This window comes from Bacillus stercoris (assembly GCF_029772985.1).
In the GTDB taxonomy this organism is placed as follows: domain Bacteria; phylum Bacillota; class Bacilli; order Bacillales; family Bacillaceae; genus Bacillus; species Bacillus stercoris.
This window is the reverse complement of sequence record NZ_CP121861.1, coordinates 4097263-4118825: the sequence shown is the minus strand read 5'-3', so window position 1 is coordinate 4118825 and position 21563 is coordinate 4097263. Positions and strand designations below refer to the sequence as shown.

Annotated in this window: 17 protein-coding genes and 1 pseudogene; 11 read left to right on the top strand and 7 right to left on the bottom strand. The window is 47.2% G+C overall.

Features of this window, described 5'->3' with window-relative positions; all coding sequences use genetic code 11:
* Window positions 1-124 precede the first annotated feature (124 nt).
* Window positions 125-1093, top strand: a complete 969-nt coding sequence (trhO, locus tag QA442_RS21205; RefSeq protein ID WP_014662617.1) for an oxygen-dependent tRNA uridine(34) hydroxylase TrhO — start codon at window positions 125-127, stop codon at window positions 1091-1093.
* A gap of 34 nt (window positions 1094-1127) precedes the next feature.
* Here the strand turns inward: trhO and gltP are convergent, their stop codons facing one another.
* The 3 genes from gltP to nagB all read right to left on the bottom strand — a co-directional run bounded on the left by gltP (window position 1128) and on the right by nagB (window position 5183).
* Window positions 1128-2372, bottom strand: a complete 1245-nt coding sequence (gltP, locus tag QA442_RS21200) for a glutamate-aspartate/proton symporter GltP (protein WP_069148882.1) — start codon at window positions 2370-2372, stop codon at window positions 1128-1130.
* 144 nt (window positions 2373-2516) lie between these two features.
* The gene (gene ptsG / locus QA442_RS21195) at window positions 2517-4412 is read right to left on the bottom strand and encodes a glucose-specific PTS transporter subunit IIBC (protein WP_095431175.1); all 1896 of its coding nucleotides are present in this window, start codon (window positions 4410-4412) and stop codon (window positions 2517-2519) included.
* A gap of 21 nt (window positions 4413-4433) precedes the next feature.
* On the bottom strand, window positions 4434-5183 hold the full coding sequence (nagB, locus tag QA442_RS21190; protein WP_095431176.1) for a glucosamine-6-phosphate deaminase: 750 nt from the start codon (window positions 5181-5183) through the stop codon (window positions 4434-4436).
* A 218-nt stretch (window positions 5184-5401) separates the two neighbouring features.
* Here nagB and gamR point away from each other — a divergent pair, with 218 nt between their 5' ends.
* The 3 genes from gamR to QA442_RS21175 all read left to right on the top strand — a co-directional run bounded on the left by gamR (window position 5402) and on the right by QA442_RS21175 (window position 7697).
* Window positions 5402-6109: a transcriptional regulator GamR gene (gamR, locus tag QA442_RS21185; protein WP_014662621.1), complete on the top strand. Its 708-nt coding sequence runs from the start codon at window positions 5402-5404 to the stop codon at window positions 6107-6109.
* Between the two features lie 33 nt (window positions 6110-6142).
* Window positions 6143-6418 (top strand): DUF1648 domain-containing protein, encoded by a 276-nt coding sequence (locus tag QA442_RS21180; protein WP_069148885.1) that lies wholly within the window; start codon window positions 6143-6145, stop codon window positions 6416-6418.
* A 208-nt stretch (window positions 6419-6626) separates the two neighbouring features.
* Complete coding sequence (locus QA442_RS21175; protein ID WP_069839762.1) at window positions 6627-7697, top strand: branched-chain amino acid aminotransferase; 1071 nt, start codon at window positions 6627-6629, stop codon at window positions 7695-7697.
* 36 nt (window positions 7698-7733) lie between these two features.
* Here the strand turns inward: QA442_RS21175 and mmuP are convergent, their stop codons facing one another.
* From mmuP to QA442_RS21155, 4 genes are all read right to left on the bottom strand, one after another.
* Window positions 7734-9146, bottom strand: coding sequence for an S-methylmethionine permease (mmuP, locus tag QA442_RS21170; RefSeq protein WP_095431177.1), 1413 nt, complete (start codon window positions 9144-9146; stop codon window positions 7734-7736).
* Window positions 9147-9266: 120 nt separating this feature from the next.
* Window positions 9267-10214, bottom strand: coding sequence for a homocysteine S-methyltransferase (mmuM, locus tag QA442_RS21165; protein WP_095431178.1), 948 nt, complete (start codon window positions 10212-10214; stop codon window positions 9267-9269).
* 126 nt (window positions 10215-10340) lie between these two features.
* Window positions 10341-11777 carry an alanine/glycine:cation symporter family protein gene (locus QA442_RS21160; protein ID WP_014662627.1) on the bottom strand — a complete coding sequence of 479 codons (1437 nt, stop codon included), beginning with the start codon at window positions 11775-11777 and terminating at the stop codon, window positions 10341-10343.
* Between the two features lie 21 nt (window positions 11778-11798).
* Window positions 11799-12782 carry a glutaminase gene (locus tag QA442_RS21155; protein WP_069839766.1) on the bottom strand — a complete coding sequence of 328 codons (984 nt, stop codon included), beginning with the start codon at window positions 12780-12782 and terminating at the stop codon, window positions 11799-11801.
* Between the two features lie 301 nt (window positions 12783-13083).
* Between QA442_RS21155 and glnK the strand changes: the two genes are divergently transcribed.
* From glnK to QA442_RS21120, 7 genes and pseudogenes are all read left to right on the top strand, one after another.
* A complete protein-coding gene (gene glnK, locus QA442_RS21150; RefSeq protein ID WP_095431244.1) occupies window positions 13084-14316 on the top strand; it encodes a two-component system sensor histidine kinase GlnK in 1233 nt (410 codons plus the stop codon).
* A gap of 10 nt (window positions 14317-14326) precedes the next feature.
* A complete protein-coding gene (gene glnL, locus QA442_RS21145) occupies window positions 14327-15271 on the top strand; it encodes a glutamine utilization two-component system response regulator GlnL (RefSeq protein ID WP_014662630.1) in 945 nt (314 codons plus the stop codon).
* A 225-nt stretch (window positions 15272-15496) separates the two neighbouring features.
* Window positions 15497-16421 (top strand): annotated as a pseudogene (gene kdgD / locus QA442_RS21140) (5-dehydro-4-deoxyglucarate dehydratase).
* Window positions 16422-16450: 29 nt separating this feature from the next.
* Window positions 16451-17917 carry an alpha-ketoglutaric semialdehyde dehydrogenase GucD gene (gucD, locus tag QA442_RS21135; protein ID WP_095431179.1) on the top strand — a complete coding sequence of 489 codons (1467 nt, stop codon included), beginning with the start codon at window positions 16451-16453 and terminating at the stop codon, window positions 17915-17917.
* An 84-nt stretch (window positions 17918-18001) separates the two neighbouring features.
* Window positions 18002-19369 (top strand): glucarate transporter GudP, encoded by a 1368-nt coding sequence (gene gudP / locus QA442_RS21130; protein ID WP_071580965.1) that lies wholly within the window; start codon window positions 18002-18004, stop codon window positions 19367-19369.
* A 36-nt stretch (window positions 19370-19405) separates the two neighbouring features.
* Window positions 19406-20773, top strand: a complete 1368-nt coding sequence (gene gudD, locus QA442_RS21125) for a glucarate dehydratase (RefSeq protein WP_095431180.1) — start codon at window positions 19406-19408, stop codon at window positions 20771-20773.
* Window positions 20774-20842: 69 nt separating this feature from the next.
* A complete protein-coding gene (locus QA442_RS21120) occupies window positions 20843-21544 on the top strand; it encodes a FadR/GntR family transcriptional regulator (RefSeq protein ID WP_095431181.1) in 702 nt (233 codons plus the stop codon).
* The last annotated feature ends 19 nt before the right edge of the window (window positions 21545-21563 follow it).

The window sequence follows — 21563 nt, the reverse complement described above, 5'->3', positions numbered from 1 at the left end:
GTTTGTAAGAGCTTGGATATTTTTATCAGTCTGGGCGGATCTGTTCATCTTTGCGGCATTTTCCTGTATGATATAGTAAGAGTGTGCATAGCAACTAACTATAATTGAACAGGGTGTTTAAAACATGGAAAAACAATACAGAGTATTACTTTACTATAAATATGTTCCGATTGAAGATCCAGAGGCGTTTAGAGAGCAGCATCTGGCTTTTTGTAAGGAGCTTGGTTTGTTAGGCCGTATCCTTGTTTCTTCTGAAGGAATTAACGGTACGGTATCAGGAACGGTTGAACAGACAGAAAAATATATGGAAACAATGAAAGCTGATCCTCGTTTTGCGGACATGGTATTTAAAATTGATGAAGTAGAAGGCCATGCCTTCAAAAAAATCTTCGTGCGCCATAAAAAAGAGCTTGTCACGCTTCGTCTTGAAGATGATGTCGATCCGAATGAAACAACAGGTCAACATTTGAAGCCAGCAGAATTTTATGAGAAGATGCAGGACCCAAACACAATTGTAATCGACGCGCGTAATGATTACGAGTACGACCTTGGCCATTTCAGAGGTGCAGTCCGTCCTGACATCGAAGCCTTCCGCGAATTACCGGAATGGATCGAAGAACACAAAGATATGCTTGAAGGCAAAAAGATTTTAACGTACTGTACAGGCGGCGTACGCTGTGAAAAGTTTTCAGGATGGCTGGTGAAGCAAGGCTTTGAAGATGTAGCCCAGCTTGACGGCGGCATCGTGACATACGGAAAAGATCCTGAGGTGCAAGGCAAGCTTTGGGACGGCCAGTGCTACGTATTTGATGAAAGAATCAGCGTGCCTGTCAACCGTGTCGAGCATGTGATTGTCGGAAAAGACTACTTTACAGGAGAACCGTGTGAGCGTTATGTGAACTGCGCGAATCCTTCTTGCAATAAAAAAATGATATGCACACCGGAAAATGAGTATAAATATATGCGCAGCTGCAGCCACGAGTGCCGCACGAATCCAAGAAACCTGTATGTGAAAGAGCATAATATGACAGAAGAAGAAGTAAATGCAAGACTGGCAGCGATTGAAACAGAAGAACATGCTTCTGTTGAATAATGGAAAGAACACCTCGGAATGAGGTGTTCTTTTTTTATAAGCTTTCGGTTTGGCTGTTTGCGGAAACCCATTCTTTTTGGCGGAAGGCTTTTTCCCATTTTGACACCACGATGCAGGCGATCGCATGTCCCGGAACGTTCACGCCTGTTCGCGCCATGTCCATGACGCGGTCAACACCCGCGATAATGGCAACGCCTTCAGCCGGCAGTCCTACAGCATTGGCAGTCGCCAGCAGCACAACAAGCGAGCCAGAGGGAACAGCTGCAATGCCTTTACTGGTCATCACAAGCACAAGCATCATGAGGAGCTGCTGGGACAATGTCATGTCTACATGAAAGGCCTGCGCCAGAAAGATACAAGAAATCGATAAATATAAGCTCGAGCCGTCACAGTTCAATGACAAGCCGGAGGGAATGACGAATGATACCACTCGTTTGGGACAGCCGTATTTCTCCATTCTATCCATCAGCTGAGGGAGAATGGTTTCAGTGCTGGTGGTGGAAAATGCAATTAAAAACAGATCCCATATCATTTTCAATACTTCGAAATACTTAATCTGAAAGATGAGACCGACAAGCGGAAAGAGGACAAAGAGGATTAGGAACAGGCCAAGGAATACTGTGCCAACCAGCTTAAACATAGGAAGGAGGAGTTCAATGCCATATTGGCCTACAGAAGCTGCCATCAGGGCTAACACGCCGATAGGAGCAGTCACCATGACGATTTGCGTGAGTTTAAACATAATTTGTGCGGCGGATTCAAAGAAATTCATCACGGGTTCAGAGGCTTTGCCAATACCGGCAGCGGCGACACCGAATAAAATCGCAAAGAAAATCACGGCAAGCAAATCATTTCTGGCCATGACATCAATAATGTTTGTAGGGATAATATCGAGGATCATTTGTTTGAAATCAACAACTTTTTCAGTGTAGCCTGACAGTTCATTGATATCTTTTTTCGCCAAATGGGAGAGATTAAGCCCGACACCCGGTTTTAAGACATTTGCTAATAAAAGACCGAGCGCCAATACAAGCGTGGTAATCACTTCGAACCAAATGATTGTCTTGATACCGAGGCTGCCCATTTTTTTCATGCTTCCGCTTCCTGCGGCTCCGATGACAATGGTAGAAAACACAATCGGCACAACAATCATTTTAATCAAGCGGATAAATCCATCCCCGACAGGCCTGAGTGCCATCCCGAAATCAGGAAAAAAGTGGCCGATCACCGCTCCGGCAGCCAAAGCGATTAAAATTTGAAACGCGATTAATTTTTTCAAATGAATCCCCCTTTAGAATGATAGAATGAAGGCATATTCATATCATTCGTGATTCTAATGCAAACCCCTTTTTTCAAGTTATTTTATTTTGGTAACGCTTTCATTATGTTGGCGAAAAAGTCCCCCGCAGGAGGGGGGACTTTTTTACTTCATTTGAATGTGCTTCATATTACCTTCAGAGATATTTGTAAAAATAACCGGTGTTACGGCTGAAGCGGCATGCTGCTTGATGTAATCAAGATCAAAAGTGAGAAGCAGTTCACCTTGTTTGACGGCTTGTCCGCTCGTGACATGTGCTTCAAAGCCTTCCCCATTCAATTTCACGGTATCAATGCCGACATGAATCAGGATTTCGGTGCCTCCGGCGCTCATAAAGCCGATGGCGTGTTTTGTTGGAAAGATCGAGACGATCTCGCCGTCCGCAGGTGCAACGACTTTTCCTTCTGTTGGATTAATCGCGAACCCCTCGCCCATCATTCTTTCTGAAAAGACTTGATCGGGCACGTCCCCCAGAGAGACTATTTCTCCTTTGAGCGGATAAATAAAGGCCTCGCCGGAAACAGGATTTTGCTGCTTGTCCGTTTCCGTGTCCAGCGCGGCGGCGGTGTCAGGGACGCCTCCGGCCATGATCGTTTTGATGTCGTCTTTTAAGGCATCGGATTTTGTTCCGAATATCGCCTGAAAGTTGTTGTTGATTTCGAGCACACCTACTGCGCCAAGCCGTTTTAATTCATCTTTGCTGACTTTGCTTGGCTGATGAACGGTCACGCGAAGCCTTGTGATACACGCATCCAGATTAGCGATGTTTTGCTGTCCGCCCAAGGCCTGCAGCACGTGAAAGGCAAGCTGGTCTTTTGCGACTGGAGCTTTCTCCTCATTCTGACCGTCTTCATCTGTCTCACGGCCGGGCGTTTTCAAATTCCATTTCAGAATCGCAAATCGGAACAAATAATAATAAATGAAAGCAAACACGATCCCGACAGGAATGACAACCCAGCCGTTTGTAGACAGTCCGTAGTTCAAGACGTAGTCAATTCCGCCGCCTGAGAACGTATAGCCGTGGCGGACATGGAATAAATCACAAACGACAAAGATGACGCCGGCAAGAATAGAGTTAATCAAATAGAGCACGGGTGCAACGAATAAGAAAGAAAACTCAACCGGCTCAGTAATTCCGGTCAGCATAGATGTGAGTGCCGCAGAAATCATCACACCAGAGATCATTTTTTTCCTTTCCGGACGCGCGGTATGGATAATGGCAAGAGCAACTGCCGGCAGACAGAAAATCATGTAAGGGAAATCCCCCATCATAAAGCGCCCTGCTGTCGGGTCTCCCGCGAAAAACCTTGTCAGGTCGCCGGTTACGGTGTTGCCTGTTGACGGGTCTGTGTATTCTCCCATCATAAAATAGAAAGGCGTATAAAAAATATGATGCAGGCCAAAAGGAATCAGCAAACGATAGATCGTTGCATAAAAGAACAGGCCGACTGTTGAATCGGCAATTAAACTGCTGGCTGCGTTAATTCCATTTTGGATCAGCGGCCAAACGAATGAGAAAATGACACCGATCACTAATGAACTGACGGACGTAATAATCGGGACAAAGCGTTTTCCAGAGAAAAATCCAAGGACCGGATGCAGCTCGATTGATGAAAACCGCTTATATAAATAGGCGGCGAGAAGCCCGATGATGATTCCTCCGAAAACTCCCATATCAATCAGGTGCTCGGCTCCTTCATACGGAGGCTGAAGGCCGAGTAATTTTCCCATATTGTCGAGGGTAACGGTTAAAATTAAGTATCCAATGACAGCGGCAAGTCCGGCTACACCTTCGCCGCCGGCTAATCCGATCGCGACCCCAACGGCGAAAATCAGCGGAAGATTATCGAATACAACACCGCCCGCATCCTTTATAATAGGGATGTTCAGTAAGTCCTTGTCTCCGAAACGGAGCAAAAGACCCGCTGCCGGCAGGACGGCAACCGGAGTCATCAACGCGCGGCCAAGCTGCTGCAGAATTTGAAATGCCTTTTTAAACATGACAGTCTCCTTTTATTGTTTTTATGAGTATGGTGCACTCTTTAATTTTTGAGCTGCTTTATTATCGACGATAACGGTTACATGATTGTGTTTTTGAAGAATGGAGGCCGGTACATCTGTCGTGACAGGACCTTCAGCCATCTTTTGAATGGCGTCTGCTTTTTCCTCGCCGCTTGCTAAAAGCACAATATGTTTGCTGAATTCCATGATGGTTTTAATGCCCATTGAAATCGCGAGTCTCGGCACCAGCACCGGATCACCGCCGAAGAATCTGGCATTTGCCTGTATCGTGCTTTCTGAGAGCTTCACAACACGTGTCCGGTCCTCAAAATCAGATCCCGGTTCATTGAAACCGATATGGCCATTGGCGCCGATGCCGAGAATCTGGACATCAATGCCTCCCGCCTGGCGGATGAGATTTTCGTATACCTTGCATTGAGCCTCAAGCTGCGGATTGTCTCCTTGCGGGATATGAATATGATCAGGCTGCATATTGATATGCTGAAAAAGATGCTCATGCATAAATTTGTTATAGCTTTGAGGATGAAATGGAGAGAGACCAGCGTACTCATCCAAATTAAATGTAGTAACCTTTGAAAAATCAATTTCACCTGCCTGATAGTCTGAAATCAGCTGCTTGTACAAGCCGACCGGCGTGCTTCCGGTTGCCAGGCCGAGAACGGCATCTTTCTTAGCTTGTATTTGCTCTTTAATAATGGTAGCGCTTAACTTACAGAGTTCATCGTAGTGATTAGCGATCAGAATCTTCATGTGACACCCCCTCAAAGAGATAGACAAGCACCATATTTGTTATGACCAATTTTCGATACTTGTCATTACGAATTTAGCACCACCGTTATCAAACTGTCAATATTAATTTCTGAAAATTTGTTATAAAGGAAGGATACAAATCTTTCATATTGGGATGGCAAATGGTATTATGGTCTCAATGAAAAAGAACGGATTGCATACAGAATGGGGAGAATGAAATGACAGCTTTATATTCTGTTATCAAGTTTAAAATCATTGAATTAATTAAGTCGGGCAAATATCAGGCGAATGATCAGCTGCCGACGGAGAGTGAGTTTTGCGAACAATATGATGTCAGCAGAACAACTGTGAGACTGGCACTGCAGCAGCTAGAGCTTGAAGGATATATTAAGAGAATTCAGGGGAAAGGGACGTTTGTATCGGCGGCAAAAATACAAACGCCGATTCCGCATAAGATTACGAGCTTTGCAGAACAAATGAGAGGCCTGCGTTCCGAATCAAAAGTGCTTGAGCTTGTGGTGATACCCGCTGATCACTCCATTGCCGAGCTTTTGAAAATGAAAGAGAATGAACCTGTCAACAAGCTTGTCAGAGTCAGATACGCCGAGGGGGAGCCTTTGCAGTATCATACCTCGTATATTCCCTGGAAGGCGGCACCGGGGCTGGCGCAGGAGGAATGCACCGGCTCGCTGTTTGAATTGTTAAGGACAAAATACAATATTGAAATCAGCAAGGGAACGGAATCGATCGAACCGATTTTAACGGATGAAACGATCAGCGGCCACTTATTAACCAATGTCGGAGCGCCTGCGTTTTTATCAGAATCCCTTACCTATGATAAAAATGAAGAAGTGGTGGAATATGCACAAATTATTACGCGGGGAGACCGAACGAAATTCACCGTAGAACAGTCATATCATTCATAAAGCAATACGTGATAAGAAGGGAATGGTCGTTCTATGTTTCTATTGACGAATGGAAAAGTGCTGTGGGGAGCTGTGATTGCTGCATTCATCCTTTCACTCGTGTTTTACCCTTTTCTGCCGGCGCAGATGCCGATTCATTATGATGTAGCGAACAGCCCGGATCTGACAGTGAACAAGCTGGCGGGGACTGTGCTGCTGCCTGTTTTGATGGTGGTGTTTGCATGGGCGCGGAAGATCAATTGGCAATTAGTGTTCGCAGTGTATATTTTGCTGATTTGCCACATTGTCGTCCTATGTTTAGCGGTCTAAATCAAACAGCCAGAATAAAACTGGCTGTTTTTCTTTAATTTCAGCTTCATCTGACAATGAATGTGGTGTATAATAGCTGATGATCCTAAAGAATATTCTGAAATTTATCGGTGTGGAGCGGCGTATCATGAAAGGAAGGGCTATATTTTTTGCAGCCTAAAAAAAGACTGAATATTTAAACAATTACACGAAAGGTGTGCTGGTCAGATTGAATAAGCTTATTGAACGAGAAAAAACTGGATATTATAAGGAAAAGCCCGACCCGTCTTCCTTGGGGTTTGGACAATATTTTACAGATTATATGTTTGTGATGGACTACGAAGAGGGAATTGGATGGCATCATCCGAGAATTGCACCGTACGCACCGCTTACGCTCGATCCGTCTTCATCTGTTTTTCATTACGGCCAGGCTGTTTTTGAAGGATTAAAAGCATACAGAACAGAGGATGGCAGGGTGCTCCTGTTCCGTCCGGATCAAAATATCAAACGGCTGAACAGATCGTGTGAGCGCATGAGCATGCCCCCTTTAGACGAAGAGCTTGTGCTTGAGGCATTGACGCAATTAGTTGAGCTGGAGAAAGATTGGGTTCCAAAGGAAAAAGGAACGTCACTTTATATTCGTCCTTTTGTCATTGCCACAGAACCGAGTCTCGGTGTGAAGGCATCCAGGAGCTATACATTTATGATCGTGCTTTCGCCTGTCGGCTCCTATTATGGCGACGATCAGCTGAAGCCGGTTAGAATCTATGTCGAAGATGAGTATGTGCGGGCGGTCAACGGCGGAGTCGGATTTGCAAAAACGGCTGGGAACTACGCGGCCAGTCTTCAGGCACAGCGGAAAGCGAATGAGCTGGGCTATGACCAGGTACTGTGGCTGGACGCCATTGAAAAGAAATATGTGGAAGAAGTAGGGAGCATGAACATCTTTTTCGTCATAAACGGGGAAGCTGTCACACCTGCTTTAAGTGGAAGCATTTTAAGCGGGGTGACACGCGCGTCTGCGATTGAATTGATTCGAAGCTGGGGCATTCCGGTTCGTGAAGAGAGAATATCAATTGATGAGGTGTATGCAGCCTCTGCACGCGGAGAATTGACAGAGGTCTTCGGCACAGGCACGGCAGCCGTCGTTACGCCTGTCGGTGAACTCAACATTCATGGAAAAACGGTGATTGTCGGCGACGGGCAAATCGGGGACCTCTCGAAAAAGCTGTATGAAACGATAACAGATATTCAGCTTGGCAAGGTAAAAGGCCCGTTCAACTGGACAGTGGAAGTGTAAAAATTGAAAAAGAACCTGCCTGAAGGCAGGTTCTTTTTATTTTGAATGAGTCATATCAGCAGCCGGCAGGCTTTTGCGGTTTTTCACATAATATATTGCATAGCAAATGGCCATAAACGGAACGCCGCAATACAGTGCGATTCTTTGATTCGGATCAAAGGCAATGCCAATGACGGAAGCCAGGCATAACAGAAACGCTGCAATCGGCACGATCGGATACAAAGGCGTTCTGTATTTCAAATCAGAAACTTTGTTTCCCGCTTCGATATAACGTTTTCTGAACATGAATTGAGATGCAGCGATTCCCATCCATACGACAACGACAGCAAAACCGGAAATCGACACGAGCACAACGTATACAGTGTCTGGTGCAAATACACTGGACAGTAGCGACAGAATGCCGCCGATCATGCTGAACACCAGCGCGTTAAACGGGGTTCCTTTTGACGTCAGCTTTGCAAATGTCGGATGAAGCGTTTTTTCTTTTGATAAAGACCACAGCATCCGGGAAGAAGCGTAGAGTCCGGAATTAGCCGCTGACAGGATCGCTGTCAGGATAACAAAGTTCATGAGATCGGCCGCGTATGGTACACCGACTCTGTCAAAGACAGCAACAAACGGGCTTTTGATGACACCTGCATCTTGAATCGGAATCAGCCCTGACAGCACAAAAATTGTTCCGACAAAGAAGAGTGAGAGGCGCCAGACCGTTGTTTTAATCGCTTTTGGTATCGTCTTGTCCGGATCAACACTTTCACCGGCTGCGATTCCGATCAGTTCCGTTCCCGAAAAGGCGAAATTGACGGACAGCATCGTCATCAATATCGGAACAAATCCATTAGGAAAGAGCCCGCCTTCCGCCGTGAAGTTAGACAGCATCGGAGCGGCTTCTCCGCCTTTGATGGGGATGAGGCCGAACATGGCAGAACCGCCTAAAAGAATAAATAATATGATGGCTAATACTTTGATGCTGGAAAACCAAAATTCTGATTCAGCGAAAAACCTGACCGAAAATGTGTTAAGCAAGAAAATGAACAGCGCAAATACGGCACTCCACATCCAAACCGACGTATGGGGAAACCAGCGCTGCATTAACAGGCCGGCTGCTGTGAATTCCGATCCCAATGCCACGGTCCATGTCAGCCAGTACAGCCAAGCGACCGTAAAGCCGATGCCAGGCCCTATGTATTTGGCTGCATAGGTGTGAAAGGCGCCTGTCACAGGCATGGCGACTGACAGCTCACCGAGGCATAGCATGACCAGATAGACAATTCCGGCCCCGACTAAGTAGGCAAGTATCGTTCCAGCGGGGCCTGCCTGCTGAATGGTATAGCCAGAGCTTAAAAACAGTCCTGTTCCGATGACACCTCCTAAGGAAAGCATAAAGAGATGCCGGCTTTTCATACTTCTCTGAAAGGTTGTCTCATTCTTGTTGTGAGCAGAGTCCATCTTTTTCCAACTTTCTATCGGCGATTTATTTCCTTCCTAATAAAAAATCTCATGTCAGGAAGTGACACGAGACTCCGGCGAACCGGCTTTAAGTTAGAATATACAAACAATTCCGATAAGTCAAGTTGTTTTTAAAGAGCTGACCCAAGCCGCGATTTCTTGAATATCTTCGGGTTTTGTCCGGCAGCAGCCGCCGATCAGCTTCGCACCTTTTTCATGCCAGATGCGGGCGCTCGCCCCGTAAGATTCTGCGCATGCTGCGCCGTTCCACGTTTTAGTTTCCGGATCATATTGCTCACCTGAATTCGGGTAGACGATGATCGGCTTTGACGTGTTCTTTTTTAACTCCTCTATCAAGGAAGAAATATGCTGAAGCGGCGTACAGTTGATGCCGAGCGCTGCAATTTGGCGATGTTCATCAAGCCACGCCGCGCAGTCAGCGGCCGATGTTCCGTCACTGATATGCAGGCCGTCTTTGGCACTGAAGCTGATCCACGCATACGTTTCGGGAAATTCCTTCAGCAGCCGCACAATCGCTTTGGCTTCAGTCAGACACGGAATCGTTTCGCATGCCAATACATCAGCTCCGGCTTCAATCAGCGCCTTCATCCGGGGGCGATGAAATTCAATCAGTTCATCTTCTGATATTGCGTAGTTGCCGCGATACTCAGACCCGTCTGCAAGATAAGCGCCATAAGGGCCTACAGAAGCCGCAATGATCGGTTTTGGCCGATTCAAACGGTTCTCTTCAAGCGACCAAAATTCATCACGTGCTTCAGCTGCGATGCTGACGGACAACTCGATGAGCCGGCGTGCTTCCGCTTCGCTCAGCTCGCGTGCGGCAAAGCCTTCGAATGTGGACTGATAGCTGGCGGTAATCGCACAATCGGCGCCTGCCGCGAAATAATCAGTATGAACTTGTTTAATCAGGTCCGGCTCTTCCAGCAGGATTTTTGCCGACCACAGACTGTCGTTCAAGTCACAGCCCTTGCGTTCAAGCTCGGTCGCCATGGCGCCGTCTAGCACAATAAGCGGGAATGTATCTAGTATGTGTTGGATAGGATTCATAGAATGTACCGATGCCTTCTTTCAGATTTTTTAAAAAGATATGAAAATCGTAATGGAGGCTTACGTGTTTGTCAATAAACGCAAATAGAGAAAGGTGTTCAGCCCATATGTCTGAACACCTCTTTTTTATGATATTTGTTTGTTGTGTGAGTCTGACGATGTATCAGAAAGCGGCCAGCATTCAATGCCGTTGTGGTTTTTGAGCACATCTTTATAGAAGACCGGATCTTTGCCAGCTTTTTTCTGGCGTGTATAGTCCTTCAGCGCTGTAAAAACGACCTTTGATAATAAGAAAATTGCAATTAAATTCACGACGACCATCAAGCCCATGAACAAATCAGCAAGATCCCAGACGAGCTGGACTTTGGCGACACAGCCAAACACAATCATCGCCAGCACGCCGATACGGTAAACGAATATTAGTTTTTTGCTTTTGTTCAAAAAGCCAATATTGGTTTCGCCATAATAATAGTTTCCGATTAAAGCACAGAATCCGAATAACAAAATCAGAATGGCGAGAAAGCCTGATGCCCATGATCCGACATGGGAGCTTAGAGAGGCTTGTGTCAAGGCGATTCCGCTCAGACCCGGAGTATGATAGGCATCCGAAAACAGAATGATAAAGGCGGTGCTTGTACAAATGACCAGTGTATCAGTAAGCACACCAAAAGCTTGGATCAGCCCCTGTTTGACGGGATGGCTTGTTGTGGCGGTGGCAGCGGCATTCGGTGCGCTCCCCATTCCCGCTTCGTTTGAAAAGATTCCCCGTCTGACACCTTGCATGAGTGCCGCACCCAAAGCCCCGCCGGCGGCCTGGTCAAAACCAAACGCATTTTTCACGATTAGCGCAAGCACATCTGGAAGCTGCGTAATGTTGGTGAAAATGACGAAAAACGCAACTCCGATATACAGGACAGCCAATACGACGACAATGGATTCAGCCAATTTTGCAATGCGCTTGACTCCGCCGAAAATGATCGTGCCGAATACAGCAATTAAAATGAGTCCCAATGTCAGGCGGTTTGTGCCGAACGCGTTTTCAAAGGCAAGGCTGACTGTATTGGATTGAACCGAGTTGAAGACGATACCGAACGATAGGGTGATTAACACAGCGAACAGCGCGCCCATCCACCTTTTGTTCAGCCCTTTTTCCATGTAATACGCTGGCCCGCCGCGGAAGCCGTTTACATCTTTTACTTTATAAATCTGAGCCAGTGTGCTTTCCACAAAGCTGGATGCTGATCCGATAATGGCGATAATCCACATCCAGAAGATTGCACCGGGCCCGCCGAGTGCAATGGCGATGGCAATGCCCGTAATATTTCCCGTTCCGACACGGGCCGCCATGCTGATGCAAAAGGCTTGAAACGGAGAAATGGTGTTTTTCGACCGGGAAGCAGCACCTTCTCTTAACACCCTCACCATTTCTTTCAGCATGCGAACCTGTAAAAACTTAAGCCTGAACGTAAAATAGATTCCAAGAGAAAGAAGCAATACAATTAATAGCTTTGACCACAAAAGATCATTTGCGATACCGACGATATGTTCCAGGATTTGCTGCATACAATCACCTCTTTTTTATGTTTAAAAAATACTGAGTTCCCACTCCTGTGCCATATGCTTCAGCAGCATACCCCCGGTGAGGCTGTTGCCGTATTCGTCAATGGCAGGCCCGTAAATGCCGATACCGCATCCGGATTGAAAAGGCTGTTCTCTTCTGGCGCTTGGAGGAACCAGCGCCATGATGCCGCCGGAGACGCCGCTTTTGGCCGGCACGCCGACAAACGCCGCATATTTGCCTGAAGCATTGTACATGCCGCACGTCAGCATTAACGCCTTGGCCAATTTTGCCACATCTTTTGGAATCACCTGCTCGCGTCGAATCGGATGATACCCGTCATGGGCAAGGATCAGGCCGATCAACGCGATGTCTTCTGTGGTGCTCTCCATGGCGCATTGCTTCAAGTACACTTCAAGTGTTTCTTCTACGTCAGCTTCTAAAAAGTTTGTTTCTTTTAAATAGTAGGCCAGCGCTCTGTTGCGGTGGGCGGTTTCCCATTCAGAACGGAACACTTCCTCATTAATTCTCGGTTGTTTTCCTATTAAAGTTTCCATCACCGAGTATAGAAACTCGAGCTTTTTGTATGCCGATTCACCGGGAAGAATCGAGGCGATGGTAAGGGCACCCGCGTTGATCATAGGATTAAACGGCTTTCCCGGCTTGTTGATTTCGAGCCGAATGATTGAATTAAAGGCGTCGCCTGTCGGTTCGACATCTACGCGGTCCAGCACATAGGGAATGCCGCGGCTCATGCAGGCGGCGATAAAGCTGATCACTTTGGAAATGCTTTGCAGGGTAAAAGGGACGTTCCAATCGCCGGCATGTATCATCGTTCCGTCAGGCTCCAATATACAAATGCCGAGCTGTGAGTCATTGACTTTTCCTAAAGCGGGGATATAGTTTGCACTTTGTCCATTGGCGGCAAAGGGGCGATAATGCTCAACCCAATGATGCAGCTGTGACGCCGGGTTTATTTCTTTCAGAGTCTCTTTTATCAATTCTTTCATCGAATTCCTCCTCACTGATTTTCTTCTTTAAGGACTGAGGTTTATCAAAGCGAAGGCTGAAGGGGCGTTAAACGCTTTCATAAAAGCGGATGGTATATTTACTTTATAATGGCGACTACAGAATCATACAAAATACGACAAAAACATTTTGAAAATAAGCAGTAAGATTTATAAAAACCTGATTTTCTGGGTCAAAAGCAATTTGCAGGTTTTCTCCCGTTTCTCCAAAATAAAAAGCGAGGATGTGATCATCATAAAACTGGAACGTTTTATCGAAAAAGACGGATATATACTGGCTCTCATGCTGATTACGGTGCCGCTGGCCGGTGAACTGAAATTTTATCCCCTCAATGAAGAATTCCGGGTCAGCTTTGGCGCACCGGTTTTTTTCTTCTTTTTATCGTTGTTGCGGCATGTGCCCGCTGTGCTGCCGGGTTTTCTGACTGGAGCGGCTGTGTTTATCTTTCGCGTCTTTCTGGAATTATGGGGCGGAGGGCACAACGGATTGACTCCGATTCTGTATGACCAAGCGTCTAGCTTTTTCTTTTATATGACTTACGCTTGCCTGTTTTACATACTAAAGGCCAATCGTTTCCGTGAACGGCCGATTATGCTCGGTTTCATCGGGTTTATGATTGAAGTTGTGTCAGATTGTGTCGAGCTGGCTGTGCAATTTCTCATTTTTCATACGGTTGTCACGCCTGAGGAAATCACTGACATTGCGGTGATTGCGATTTCTCACACATTTATCGTGATGAGCTTTTATAGTGTGCTGAAGCTGTATGAAACACAATCGAGAGAAAAACAGACAAGGCAGCAGCATGAGCACATGCTGATGATCGTTTCTAATTTATATGAAGAAACGGTGCATCTAAAAAAGACTTTGAAAACGACAGAGAAAGTGACAAACGATTCGTATCAGCTCTATCGGGAAATGAAGGGCAAGGATCATCAGCTCAGCGGCAGAATCCTGAGACTGGCCGGGGAGATTCATGAAGTGAAAAAGGACAACCAACGGATATTCGCCGGGCTTTCAAAACTGATTTCGAATGAGAGTTTGAGAGATTATATGAGGGCCTCTGATTTGCTGCAGCTCGTGATTCGAATGAATGAAAAGTACGCTGAAGCACTGGGAAAGCAGATTGATTTTTACTGCTCCATAGAGGGAGAGCATGACGAATATCACGTATTTATTGTGCTTTCGATCATTAATAATCTAACGGCAAATGCGGTAGAGGCTATGGATGAAGAGGGAATGATCAGCCTGAGGCTCCATAAGTTAAATGAGAGTATGGTAGAATTTCAGGTGGAAGACAATGGTCCCGGTATATCTGAAAAAATAGGGGAGATTGTGTTCGACCCGGGCTTTACTTCAAAATATGACGAATTCGGCACGCCTTCTACGGGAATAGGACTTTCCTATGTGAAGGAAATGGTGACTGAACTAGATGGGGATATTACGTTTGATAATCAGCAGCGGGGAGTGGTGTTTGCCATCAGGCTGCCTGTCCGGCATTTGATTCAGAAAGGGTGAACCGAAAGCTATGCGTTTTTTTATCGCTGATGATGACCGTGCGGTACGGTCGATTTTAAGGCAGATCATTGAGGACGAGGATCTTGGGGAAGCTGCTGGTGAAGCAGACGACGGAAGCCAAGTGGAAGGGCATATGCTGCAGTTCAAACAGATTGATATTTTATTAATTGATCTGTTAATGCCCGGAAGAGACGGCATTGAGACAATTCGTGAGATCCAGCATACGTACTCCGGCAAAATCGTCATGATCTCTCAAGTGGAGGCAAAGGAAATGGTCGGAGAAGCCTACTCGCTCGGCATCGAATATTTTATCCATAAGCCGATTAACCGCATTGAAATTGTTACGGTTCTCCAAAAGGTGAAGGAGCGGATTGAGCTTGAACACTCGATTGGAGCCATTCAGCATTCACTAAGCCGGCTTGTCAATCGGACTGATCGGAAAGCGCGTCCCCAGCAGAAGAGTGACAGCGGTTTAAAAGAGGCGGGAGCATTTCTGCTGTCCGAGCTGGGCATGATGGGAGAAGGCGGCGCACAGGATCTCATGGCGGTCCTGCAGTATTTAGCAGAATATGAGCAATCCGAGCCGCACGAAAAACAAAGCCCTTCGCTAAAACAAATATTCACCCAAGTAGCCGAACGGAAGCTGGGGACAGGGGCCTCTCAGACGGAGGTCAATCGAGAAATGAAAGCCTCAGAGCAGCGTATCCGCAGAGCGATTATCCATTCGCTGCACCATTTTGCATCACTGGGGACAACTGATTTTTCGAATCCAAAATTTGAAACCTATGCGTCGAAGTTCTTTGATTTTCCGGTAGTCAGCCAGAAAATGAAAGAACTCCAATCCAAGGATGCAAAACCTCTCGCCCCTGCTAGAATAAATATGAAAAAATTCATCCACGTGTTTTTTTTGGAAGCGAAGCTTTTGCACGAGACGATGAAACAAAGAAGGATATAAACCAAACAGCCGGCTGATCCGGCTGTTTTTTTGCTGCGCAGAATCCCGGCGGGACAGCGATTTACTGTTTTTTTATAAAATATCAGAAAATAAAGATATTGACTTATTGTTTATTTGTCTTACAATTAAACAAAAGGATATACGGGAAGGAGCGGATGTGAAAAAAAGATTTATAAAGCGCTTTCAGTTAGGGGCTGTATACACAAATAACAGGAGGTTATGTTGATGAGCCGTATCAGAAAAGCACCCGCTGGCATTTTAGGTTTTCCGGTTGCTCCTTTTAACACACAAGGAAAGCTGGAGGAAGAAGCTCTTTTTCAAAACATTGAGTTTTTGCTGAAAGAGGGCTTAGAAGCGATATTTATCGCTTGCGGGTCTGGTGAATTTCAATCTCTCAGCCAGAAGGAATATGAGCAAATGGTGGAAGTCGCAGTCTCTGCAGCCGGGGGAAAGGTCGGTTTACACTGGGGTGGGCGGCAACCTCAGCACAGCGCTTGAATGGGCGCAGCTGTCGGAGAAAAAGGGCGCCGACGGCTACTTGATCCTGCCCCCGTATTTGGTGCATGGCGAACAGGAGGGACTGTATCAGTATGCGAAAACGATTATTGAAAGCACTGACTTGAATGCGATTCTCTATCAGCGTGATAACGCCATTCTCGCTGTAGAACAGATCAAACGCTTGACCGAATGTGAACAGCTTGTCGGTGTCAAAGACGGGGTAGGGAATATGGATTTAAATATTAACCTCGTCTATACGATCGGCGACCGCTTAGGATGGCTCAATGGAATGCCGATGGCTGAAGTGACGATGCCGGCTTACCTGCCGATCGGATTCCACTCTTACTCTTCAGCGATTTCAAATTATATCCCGCATATTTCGCGAATGTTTTATGATGCATTGAAAAACGGAGATGCCGAGCTGGTGAAGGAAATCTATCAGCATGTGATTCTCCCAATCAACGACATTCGCAAACAACGAAAAGGCTACGCCGTATCCTTGATTAAAGCGGGGATGGAGATCATGGGGCTGAATGTAAGAAATACAGCCAGACCGCCTGTCGGCCCGGTTGAAAAGGATCATTATCAGCAATTGGAAGCGATTTTGAAGCAGGCGGCTGACCGTTTTCCGAAAAAAGCCGCAACGGTTTGACCAGAAAAAACACGAGAGGGGCAATGGGCATGTCTGTGATCACGGAACAAAACACGTATCTCAACTTTATTAACGGAGAGTGGGTTCAGTCTCAATCAGGCGATATGGTTAAGGTCGAAAACCCTGCCGATGTGAATGATATTGTCGGTTATGTACAGAATTCAACAGCTGAGGATGTGGAACGTGCCGTCGCCGCCGCCAATAAAGCCAAAACGGCTTGGAGAAAGCTGACGGGTGCTGAGCGGGGCCAATACTTATACAAAACAGCGGATATCATGGAGCGTCGCTTGGAGGAAATCGCTGCCTGTGCAACGCGTGAAATGGGCAAAACACTGCCGGAAGCGAAGGGAGAAACAGCCCGGGGGATTGCCATTCTGCGCTATTACGCCGGAGAGGGCATGCGCAAAACGGGTGACGTCATTCCGTCTACTGACAAAGACGCCCTCATGTTTACCACCCGTGTCCCGCTCGGTGTGGTCGGCGTGATTTCTCCGTGGAACTTCCCTGTGGCGATTCCGATTTGGAAAATGGCGCCGGCACTGGTATACGGCAATACCGTTGTCATCAAACCGGCGACAGAAACAGCTGTGACATGCGCGAAGCTCATTGCCTGCTTTGAGGAAGCGGGGCTGCCGGCAGGGGTCATCAATTTGGTGACAGGCCCGGGCTCTGTTGTCGGGCAGGGGCTTGCTGAGCATGACGGTGTAAACGCCGTTACGTTTACCGGTTCAAATCAAGTCGGAAAAATCATCGGGCAAGCCGCTTTAGCGAGGGGAGCTAAATATCAGCTTGAAATGGGCGGCAAAAACCCTGTCATCGTAGCTGATGACGCTGACCTTGAAGCTGCGGCTGAAGCTGTCATTACGGGGGCCTTCCGTTCAACCGGCCAGAAATGCACCGCGACAAGCCGTGTCATCGTACAAAGCGGCATTTATGAGCGCTTGAAAGAAAAACTGCTCCAGCGCACAAAGGATATTACAATCGGAGACAGCTTAAAAGAGGATGTCTGGATGGGACCGATCGCCAGCAAGAATCAGCTTGATAACTGCCTGTCATACATTGAGAAAGGCAAGCGGGAGGGCGCTTCCCTTTTAATGGGAGGAGAAAAGCTGGAGAACGGAAAGTATCAAAACGGCTATTATGTTCAGCCTGCGATCTTTGACAATGTGACATCTGAGATGACGATTGCCCAGGAGGAAATCTTCGGTCCGGTGATTGCTTTGATCAAGGTTGATTCGATGGAGGAGGCGCTGGATATCGCCAATGATGTGAAGTTCGGTTTAAGTGCATCCATCTTCACGGAAAACATCGGCAAAATGCTTTCTTTCATTGAAGAAATCGATGCCGGGCTGGTTCGGGTGAATGCAGAAAGCGCAGGTGTTGAGCTGCAGGCGCCTTTTGGCGGCATGAAGCAGTCGAGCTCCCACTCCCGCGAACAGGGGGAGGCGGCGAAGGACTTTTTCACAGCGATCAAAACCGTTTTTGTGAAGCCGTAATGGTGCTGGAAAGAGGCGTATGTCTCTTTCCCAGCTTTATCACAGCCAGCATATGATTCTCTACTTTGAAAAGGAGAAGATACTATGAAAAAAGACTTTGCGAGTGTTACACCGGCGGGCAAAAAAACGTCTGTGCGCTGGTTCATCGTGTTTATGCTGTTTCTTGTGACCTCTATTAACTACGCGGATCGAGCGACGCTTTCCATCACCGGAGATTCCGTCCAGCATGATTTGGGATTGGATTCGGTCGCCATGGGATATGTCTTTTCTGCCTTTGGCTGGGCCTATGTCATCGGGCAGCTTCCGGGCGGCTGGCTGCTGGACCGTTTTGGTTCTAAGACTGTCATTGCGTTAAGCATCTTTTTCTGGTCGTTTTTTACGCTGCTGCAAGGGGCGATTGGCTTTTTCTCAGCCGGCACAGCGATTATCCTGCTATTTGCACTGCGTTTTCTGGTAGGCTTATCAGAAGCGCCTTCATTTCCTGGAAACGGCAGAGTTGTTGCCTCATGGTTTCCAAGTTCCGAGCGCGGGACAGCTTCAGCCTTTTTTAATTCAGCACAATACTTCGCAATCGTCATTTTTTCTCCTTTAATGGGCTGGCTCACCCACTCTTTCGGCTGGCATTCCGTCTTCGTTGTCATGGGGGCTGCGGGGATTCTTCTGGCTGTCATCTGGCTAAAAACGGTGTATGAACCGAAAAAACACCCAAAGATTAACGAAGCTGAGCTTGCGTACATCGAACAGGGCGGCGGGCTGATTTCCATGGATGACAGTAAAAGCAAACAAGAAACAGAATCGAAATGGCCGTATATCAAACAGCTGTTAACGAACCGCATGCTGATTGGCGTGTACATCGCGCAATATTGCATTACGACTCTCACATATTTCTTTCTCACATGGTTTCCGGTATATTTGGTTCAGGCCCGCGGCATGTCTATTCTAGAAGCTGGGTTTGTCGCTTCCCTGCCGGCGCTGTGCGGATTTGCCGGCGGCGTGCTTGGAGGTATTGTGTCAGACATCTTACTCAAAAAAGGCCGTTCACTGACCTTTGCTAGAAAAGTGCCAATCATTGCCGGCATGCTGCTGTCTTGCAGTATGATCGTCTGCAACTATACAGATTCAGCGTGGCTCGTCGTTGTTATGATGTCGCTCGCGTTTTTTGGAAAAGGCTTCGGCGCACTGGGCTGGGCTGTCGTGTCGGACACGTCTCCGAAAGAGTGTGCAGGACTGAGCGGCGGTTTGTTCAACACTTTCGGAAATATTGCCTCGATTACAACACCGATTATTATCGGTTACATCGTCAATGCCACAGGATCATTTAATGGCGCGCTCGTGTTTGTCGGCGCTAATGCGATTGTTGCGATCCTCAGCTATTTGCTGCTGGTCGGCCCGATTAAACGGGTCGTGTTAAAGAAACAAGAACAAGACCCCGATCAATCATTGCCTGTCTAATATTTATGAAAGCGCTTTATAAAAGGAGGAGAAAGCATGGGTTCATCGATACAAGAGCAGGTTCAAAAAGAAAAGAGATCGAATATTCCTTCAATTTCAGAAATGAAGGTGATTCCGGTTGCGGGACATGACAGCATGCTGCTGAATCTAAGCGGAGCGCACAGCCCGTTTTTCACCCGGAATATCGTAATCTTAACAGACAGCAGCGGAAATCAGGGAGTTGGCGAGGTGCCAGGCGGAGAGCGTATTCGCCGCACACTGGAGCTGGCAGAGCCGCTTGTTGTCGGAGCATCCATTGGTGCGTACCAGGCGATATTGCAAAGGGTCAGAAAGCAGTTTGGCGATCAGGACAGGGGAGGACGCGGAATCCAGACGTTTGATTTGCGCACCACTGTGCACGCCGTCACCGCATTGGAAGCGGCTTTGTTGGATTTGTTTGGAAAATTCCTTCAGGAACCGGTCGCAGCTTTGCTTGGCGAAGGGAAGCAGCGAGATGAAGTGAAAATGCTTGGTTACCTTTTTTACATCGGCGACCGAAAGCGGGCGACCTTGCCTTATCAAAGCGATGAGCAGTCAGATTGTGCGTGGTTCCGTCTGCGCCATGAGGAAGCGCTGACCCCCGAGGCCATTGTGCGTCTTGCAGAATCAGCACAGGAGCGCTATGGCTTTCAGGATTTCAAGCTCAAAGGCGGGGTGCTGCGAGGAGAAGAAGAAATCGAAGCTGTTACCGCCTTATCGAAACGTTTTCCAGAGGCAAGGATCACCCTTGACCCGAACGGGGCGTGGTCATTAGAGGAGGCTATTGCATTATGCAAAGGAAAGCAAGATGTGCTCGCGTACGCAGAAGATCCATGCGGTGATGAGAACGGCTACTCCGCTCGTGAAGTGATGGCTGAATTCCGCCGCGCGACAGGGCTTCCGACTGCGACAAATATGATTGCGACCGACTGGCGGGAAATGGGTCACGCGATTCAGCTTCAAGCGGTGGATATACCGCTGGCTGATCCGCACTTTTGGACGATGCAAGGGTCAGTGCGGGTGGCGCAAATGTGCCATGATTGGGGTTTGACATGGGGCTCGCACTCCAACAACCACTTTGATATTTCCCTTGCGATGTTTACCCATGTGGCAGCAGCAGCTCCGGGGCGCATCACGGCGATTGATACCCATTGGATTTGGCAGGACGGCCAGCGATTAACGAAACATCCCTTTGAGATTTCCGCTGGCTGTGTCAAAGTCCCTGATAAACCTGGGCTAGGCGTCGATATTGATATGGAACAAGTGGAAAAAGCGCATGAGATCTACCAAAAAATGAATGTAGGCGCCCGAAATGACGCGATCTCTATGCAGTTTCTGATCAGCAACTGGAAATTTGACCGAAAGCGCCCGTGTCTTGTGCGATAAGTTTTATTGTAAATATTGTCATATCGGCTATTTTGTCTTACAATTGAACAACTGAAGGGAGAGTTGTTCGTGTACGAAGGTTTAGAGGATTTGAAAGTCGATACAGTCAATCGGAAAACATTAGCCAAACAGGTCATCGAACGGATTGTCCATTTATTATCGAGCGGACAGTTGAGGGCCGGAGACAAATTGCCGACAGAAATGGAACTGATGGACATTTTGCATGTCAGCAGGCCGGTGCTTAGGGAGGCGCTCAGTTCACTTGAAACGCTGGGCGTCATTACGAGAAAAACCCGCGGGGGCACATATTTCAACGATAAAATCGGCATGCAGCCCTTTTCCGTCATGCTTGCCTTGGCGACTGATAATCTTCCGGCAATCATTGAAGCGCGGATGGCGTTAGAACTAGGACTCGTGACGATTGCCGCGGAAAAAATCAACGAGGATGAGCTTCAGCGTTTGCAGAAGACAATCGACGACATTGCCAACAGCACTGACAATCTTTATGGTGAAGCGGATAAAGAATTCCATCGAATTATAGCGTTAAGTGCCAATAATCCCGTTGTAGAGGGGATGATTCAATCCCTCTTAATCACCCATGCGAAAATTGACAGCCAAATACCGTACAGGGAGAGAGATGTAACGGTCGAATATCACAAAAAAATCTACGACGCCCTAGTCAACAGAGATCCTTACAAAGCGCATTACCACATGTATGAGCATCTGAAATTTGTCCGTGACAAAATTCTAAAAGGACTGGATGAAAAATAATGGTGAGACAACCGCAGTT

Excerpts from the sequence above, each read along its gene's own strand:
- trhO (WP_014662617.1), top strand. The coding sequence starts at position 125 with ATGGAAAAACAATACAGAGTATTACTTTACTATAAATATGTTCCGATT.
- ptsG (WP_095431175.1), bottom strand. The coding sequence starts at position 4,412 with ATGTTTAAAAAGGCATTTCAAATTCTGCAGCAGCTTGGCCGCGCGTTG.
- nagB (WP_095431176.1), bottom strand. The coding sequence starts at position 5,183 with ATGAAGATTCTGATCGCTAATCACTACGATGAACTCTGTAAGTTAAGC.
- gamR (WP_014662621.1), top strand. The coding sequence starts at position 5,402 with ATGACAGCTTTATATTCTGTTATCAAGTTTAAAATCATTGAATTAATT.
- QA442_RS21180 (WP_069148885.1), top strand. The coding sequence starts at position 6,143 with ATGTTTCTATTGACGAATGGAAAAGTGCTGTGGGGAGCTGTGATTGCT.
- mmuP (WP_095431177.1), bottom strand. The coding sequence starts at position 9,146 with ATGGACTCTGCTCACAACAAGAATGAGACAACCTTTCAGAGAAGTATG.
- mmuM (WP_095431178.1), bottom strand. The coding sequence starts at position 10,214 with ATGAATCCTATCCAACACATACTAGATACATTCCCGCTTATTGTGCTA.
- QA442_RS21160 (WP_014662627.1), bottom strand. The coding sequence starts at position 11,777 with ATGCAGCAAATCCTGGAACATATCGTCGGTATCGCAAATGATCTTTTG.
- QA442_RS21155 (WP_069839766.1), bottom strand. The coding sequence starts at position 12,782 with ATGAAAGAATTGATAAAAGAGACTCTGAAAGAAATAAACCCGGCGTCA.
- glnK (WP_095431244.1), top strand. The coding sequence starts at position 13,084 with ATGCTGATTACGGTGCCGCTGGCCGGTGAACTGAAATTTTATCCCCTC.
- glnL (WP_014662630.1), top strand. The coding sequence starts at position 14,327 with ATGCGTTTTTTTATCGCTGATGATGACCGTGCGGTACGGTCGATTTTA.
- gucD (WP_095431179.1), top strand. The coding sequence starts at position 16,451 with ATGTCTGTGATCACGGAACAAAACACGTATCTCAACTTTATTAACGGA.
- gudP (WP_071580965.1), top strand. The coding sequence starts at position 18,002 with ATGAAAAAAGACTTTGCGAGTGTTACACCGGCGGGCAAAAAAACGTCT.
- gudD (WP_095431180.1), top strand. The coding sequence starts at position 19,406 with ATGGGTTCATCGATACAAGAGCAGGTTCAAAAAGAAAAGAGATCGAAT.